The sequence below is a fragment of the Stenotrophomonas sp. genome (assembly GCF_032103445.1).
In the GTDB taxonomy this organism is placed as follows: domain Bacteria; phylum Pseudomonadota; class Gammaproteobacteria; order Xanthomonadales; family Xanthomonadaceae; genus Stenotrophomonas.
The window spans coordinates 1-5354 of sequence record NZ_DAMDFR010000122.1 but is presented as its reverse complement, the minus strand read 5'-3'; the positions used below and the strand labels follow the sequence as shown (position 1 = coordinate 5354).

The window sequence follows — 5354 nt, the reverse complement described above, 5'->3', positions numbered from 1 at the left end:
TGGGCCACGCGGGAGCCGGCCCCGTCCGCCCCGACCAGGTAGCGGGTGCGCCCCGCCCCGGCCACCTGCCAGCCGTCGCCCTGGCGGTGGGCTTCGGTGAACGGCTGTTGCAGACGCAGGTCCACGCCGTGCCGGCGCAGCTCATCGGCGAGCCAGCGCATCAGGTTCGGTGTGTCGGTGGTCATGAAGTAATAGCCAGGTGCCGCCAGCAGTACGTTGCGCAGGTTCGGCGCATACATCCGTACCTGCTCGACCCGCTGCAACAACGCATCCGGCGCGTGCTGCAGCCAGGTCTGCTCCAGCGCTTCCTTTACCAGGATGCCGGTGGTGTGCAGGCGCGCACCGGGATCGGCCTTGCGTTCCAGCACGCACACGCGCAGACCGTATTGCGCGGCAGCCAGCGCACAGGCCGCACCGGCGAAGCTGGCACCGGCGACCACCAGGTCCCAGTCGTAGGCAGAAGAAGAGTTCATGAGCGTGTTGCCACTGCAGAAGGGACATGCAGGGTGGCCGGCGCACGCGGGCCGCCGATGTGGCGACGGTGAAGCGAACATGAAGTGCGCCGCGCGGGCATGAAAAAAGCGACCCGAAGGTCGCTTTTTTCTGTATCTGGAGCGGGAAACGAGACTCGAACTCGCGACCTCAACCTTGGCAAGGTTGCGCTCTACCAACTGAGCTATTCCCGCTTGGGAGGCGAAATTCTACAGCCAAATGCGGGGCTGTCAACAGCCCTTACGCCTTCTTTTTTGCTTTTGCGTTCGCACGCGCGGCACGTTCGTCCTCACGCAGGCTCGGCCACGCGGCATGCAGATACTGCAGGCCGGACCACAGCGTAAGCACGGCCGCGATGGCCAGCGTCCAGTCACCCACATGGAACACCGGTTCGCCCATCCAGATGTCGCTCACCGGCGTGTTCGGGGCAACCGAATACAGCAGGCACAGCAACGCGACCATCTGCGCGGTGGTTTTGATCTTGCCGATCAGCGCCACGCGCACTTTGGCGCGCTGGCCGAGTTCGGCCATCCACTCGCGCAAGGCCGACACCGCGATTTCACGGCCGACGATCACCGCCGCCCAGAACGCCATCCACGGGGTGGGATGGCCCTGCACGATCAGGAACAGCGCCACGGCCACCATCAGCTTGTCGGCCACCGGGTCCAGGAACGCACCGAAGGCCGATGCCAGGTTGTAGCGGCGGGCGATCCAGCCATCCAGCCAGTCAGTCAGGGCGGCCAGGCCGAAAATCGCCGCGGACGCGAAATTGGTCCACGTATAGGGAAGATAGAACACCAGCACCAGCACCGGGATCATCACGATCCGCAGCAGCGTCAGCCAGGTGGGGAGGGTCAACGTCATCAGTTCTCTCTACTCGCCCAGTGCGGGGGGCGTGGGCAGTCCATGAAGGTTAGCGTAGATGCGGGCGGCCAGGGCGTCATTGATGCCCTCCACCTTGGCAATTTCCGCTTCCCCTGCGGCCTTGAGCCCGACCAGCCCGCCAAAATGCTTGAGCAGGCTGGCACGCCGGCGTGGTCCGATGCCGGGAATGTCCTCGAGTTTGCTGGTCATGCGCGCCTTCTGGCGGCGACCGCGATGGCCGGTGATGGCGAAGCGGTGCGCCTCGTCACGCACCTGCTGGATGAACTGCAGCGCCGGCGACGCCGCCCCGGGGCGTAACTCGCGACCATCCGGCAGCACCAGCGCCTCGTGCCCGGCGCGACGCTCCACGCCCTTGGCCACGCCGACCAGCATGACCCCTTCCACGCCCAGATCGGCCAGCGCCGCCTCGGCCTGGGCCAGCTGCCCTGCCCCGCCGTCGATCAGCAGCAGATCGGGTAATACGCCCTGCTCTTCCACCGCGCGGCGGAAGCGGCGGTCGATGGCCTGGCGCATGGCTGCGTAGTCATCGCCCGGCTCGATGCCACTGATGTTGAAGCGGCGGTACTGGCTGCGCACCGGGCCGCTGGCATCGAACACCACGCACGAGGCGACGGTGGCTTCGCCCATGGTGTGGCTGATATCGAAACACTCGACCCGCTTGACCGGCTCGGCCAGGTCCAGCATCTGCCGCAGGTCCTCGCTGCGCGCGTGCTGCGCGCTGCGGCTGGTCAGCTCGCTGACCAGGGTGATCTGCGCGTTGCGGCTGGCCAGCTCCACATAGCCGGCGCGCTCGCCGCGCACGTTCCACTTCAACTGCACCTTGTACTCGGCCGACGCGGCCAGCGCGGTTTCGATCAGGCTGGCATCGGGAATTTCGCGGTCGAGCAGGATCTCGCGCGGCGGCGCGTGTTCACCGTAGTACTGCGAGACAAACGCGCCCAGCACCTCTTCGGCGCTTTCTTCGCCGTTGGTGCGCGGGAAGAACGGACGCGTGCCCAGATTGCGGCCGTCACGGAACGACAGCAGCATCACGCAGGCGCTGGCTCCCTGGGTCGCGCAGGCCAGCACATCGAGGTCCGCGGCGCGGCCGTCCACGTACTGGCGGGTGTGCATGCTGCGCAGCGAGGTGATCAGGTCGCGCAGGCGGGCGGCCTGTTCGAATTCCAGCGCTTCGCTGGCAGCCTGCATCTGGGTGCCGAGCTCGCGGGTGAGCTGGTCACTTTTGCCTTCCAGGAACAGCGCGGCGCGGCGTACCGATTCGGCGTAGTCGTCGGCTGCGACCAGATCGACGCAGGGCGCGCTGCAGCGGCCGATCTGGTACTGCAGGCACGGCCGCGAGCGATTGCGGAATACGCTGTCTTCGCAACTGCGCAGCTTGAACAGCTTGTGCATCAGGTTGAGCGTCTCGCGCACCGCGGTGACGCCCGGGTACGGCCCGAAGTAGCGGCCCGGCACCGCGCGCGGACCGCGATGCAGGGCAATGCGCGGCCAGTCCTCGCGGGTCAGCAGCACCTGCGGATAGGTTTTGTCGTCGCGCAGCGAGACGTTGTAACGCGGCGACAGCGACTTGATCAGCTGGTTTTCCAGCAGCAGTGCTTCCGCCTCGGAACGGGTGACGGTGACGTCCATGCGCGCGACCTGCGACAGCATCGACATGATCCGCGCGGTCTTCGGCACGCCGTTGAAATAGCTGCCGACGCGATTGCGCAGCGCACGCGCCTTGCCGACGTACAGCAGGGTGTCGTCGGCGGCGTACATGCGGTACACGCCGGGCGCGGTGCTCAGGTGCGCCGCGAAGGCCTTGCCATCAAAGGCCGGGGTGGAAGGCTGGGTCATTCGCTGATCGGAACGTCACTCAACACGCCGCTGACCGGGTCAAAACGCAGCACGGCATGGGCGTCGGTCTCGGCGATCCACACCGCTCCACCGCCCAGTGCCAGACCGGCCGGCCCCTGCAGGCGACGCGGCAGTTCCAGCGTATTCAGATCGCCGCCGCCGAGGCGCAGGGTACGAATCCGCCCATTACCCGCGTCGGCGATCCACAGCAACGGCGCGTCCGGGCTCAGTGCGATGGCCTGCGGATACTGCAGCTGTGCGGTGGTGCGCGGGCCATCCTGGTCGCCGAACGACCACGGCCCGTGCCCGACCAGGGTCTGCACCAGATCACCGCGCAACTGCATCGAGCGGATCGACGAACCGAGTGCATCGCAGACGTACAGCACCTGCTGCACGGCGGCCACGGCGGCCGGCTGCGCGAACGCGGCCAGGTGGCCGCTGCCGTCACGCTCGTCGATCGCACCGGAGCCGGCGCGCCATTTCAGCGTGCGCTGGCCCAGGTGGTAGCTCCAGATGCGGTTGTCGCCGGCCATGGCGATGTGCACCTGGTTGTCGGCGACCACCAGGCCCTGCGGATGGTTGAGCGAGGCCTGGCGCGGGTCGTTGACCGCGCCTTCGGCTGGCGCGCCCGGGCGACCGTTGCCGCACAGGGTGTCGACCTGCCCGGTCAGCAGGTGGATGCGGCGCAGTGCGTGGTTGCCGGTGTCGGCCACGTACAGCCATTCGCGTTCCAGGGCCAGGCCCTGAGGCCGGTTGAAGGCGGCTTCACCGGGGCCGCCATCCATCATGTCGGCGGTGCCGAGCCCGAACTGGCGCAGTACGCGCCCGCCGTGGCTGCATTCGAGGATGCGGTGGTGGCCGCTGTCGGCGATGTACAGGCGCTCGGTGGTGGCGACCAGCCCCATCGGGAAACGCAGCGCCCCGCGCGGCTCGGGGTGCAGCTCGCGCGGCGCGGATTCGCCGTCCAGCGGGCGGCTGCCCTGGCACAACGTGTTGAGCGTGCGCTCCATGTCGTCACCGAGGCCGACCAGGCGGTCCACTTCCCGGCCCTGCGCATCCAGCAGCACCAGGGTCGGCCATGCGGTCACGTTGAAGCGACGCCAGCCGTCCCAGTCCGCATCCAGCAGCGCCGGCGCGGTCAGGCCCTGCCGGCGCAGCAGCTTCAGCGCGTGCTCCGGTTCGCGTTCGTGGTCGAAGCGCGGCACCTGCAGTACCAGCAGCTGCAGGCGGCCGGGGTTGCGCGAGCGCCACTGCTCCAGCTCGGCCAGGCGCTGCGCACACCACACCGAGGCGGCGTTGACGAAGGCCAGCGCGACCGGGCGGCCGCGCATCTCGGTCAGGGTGGACGGCGCGGCGTTGAGCCACGTGGCGAATTCCGGCAGGTCCTGCACAGGCTGTACGTTCATGCGCTGATTATGCCGGACTCGGCGTCATGCAACCGTCGTGCCAACGTCAAATTGTGGACGGTCGGTCCAGCCGGCAGGGCCACCGGTCATCGCCGGGGTCAGCGCTGCGTCGCCAGCCAGGCTTCGGCACGTTCGAGGTCTTCCGGGGTGTCGATGCCCGGCGGGAACGCGGCCGGCGACAGCGCCACGCTCAGGCGGTAGCCCGCCTCGAGCACGCGCAGCTGCTCCAGCGATTCCAGCTGCTCCAGCGTACCGGGCGGCATCGCGGCGAACTGGCGCAGGAAGCCGGCACGATAGGCGTAGATGCCGATATGGCGCAGCCAGTGCGGGCCGGACAAGGTGTCGCGCGAGCGTGCGAAGGCATCGCGGTGCCACGGAATCGGGGCGCGGCTGAAGTACAGCGCATCCAGGTTCTGCTGGCGCACCACCTTCACCACGTTCGGGTCGAACAGGGTCTGCGCGTCTTCCACCGGCGTGGCCAGGGTGGCCATGTGTGCGCCACTGTAGACCAGGGCCTCGGCGACGGCACGGATGCCCTCGGCCGGGGCAAACGGCTCGTCACCCTGCAGGTTGACCACCAGGGTGTCGTCGCTCCAGCCGGCCTGCTGCGCGCACTCGGCCAGGCGGTCGGTGCCGGAGGCGTGGTCGCTGGCGGTCATCGCCACGCGCACGCCTTCCAGCCCGGCCAGGGCGTCGGCAATGCGGCTGTCGTCGGTCGCCACCCACACCTCGCGC

General features: G+C 68.5%; 5 protein-coding genes and 1 tRNA gene. All 6 read right to left on the bottom strand.

Going from position 1 to position 5354, the window contains the following annotated elements:
• The coding region (locus tag RT551_RS21080) for an FAD-dependent oxidoreductase (protein WP_313462125.1) at positions 1-473 on the bottom strand (473 nt) is incomplete at its 3' end.
• 137 nt (positions 474-610) lie between these two features.
• Positions 611-686 (bottom strand) — tRNA-Gly (locus RT551_RS21075).
• 46 nt (positions 687-732) lie between these two features.
• The gene (gene pgsA, locus RT551_RS21070) at positions 733-1356 is read right to left on the bottom strand and encodes a CDP-diacylglycerol--glycerol-3-phosphate 3-phosphatidyltransferase (protein ID WP_311190804.1); all 624 of its coding nucleotides are present in this window, start codon (positions 1354-1356) and stop codon (positions 733-735) included.
• A gap of 9 nt (positions 1357-1365) precedes the next feature.
• Positions 1366-3213 carry an excinuclease ABC subunit UvrC gene (gene uvrC, locus RT551_RS21065; protein ID WP_313462123.1) on the bottom strand — a complete coding sequence of 616 codons (1848 nt, stop codon included), beginning with the start codon at positions 3211-3213 and terminating at the stop codon, positions 1366-1368.
• The gene (locus tag RT551_RS21060) at positions 3210-4619 is read right to left on the bottom strand and encodes a hypothetical protein (protein ID WP_313462122.1); all 1410 of its coding nucleotides are present in this window, start codon (positions 4617-4619) and stop codon (positions 3210-3212) included. The genes uvrC and RT551_RS21060 overlap by 4 nt, the downstream gene beginning before the upstream one ends.
• Positions 4620-4717: 98 nt before the next feature.
• The coding region (gene kdsB, locus RT551_RS21055) for a 3-deoxy-manno-octulosonate cytidylyltransferase (RefSeq protein ID WP_313462121.1) at positions 4718-5354 on the bottom strand (637 nt) is incomplete at its 5' end.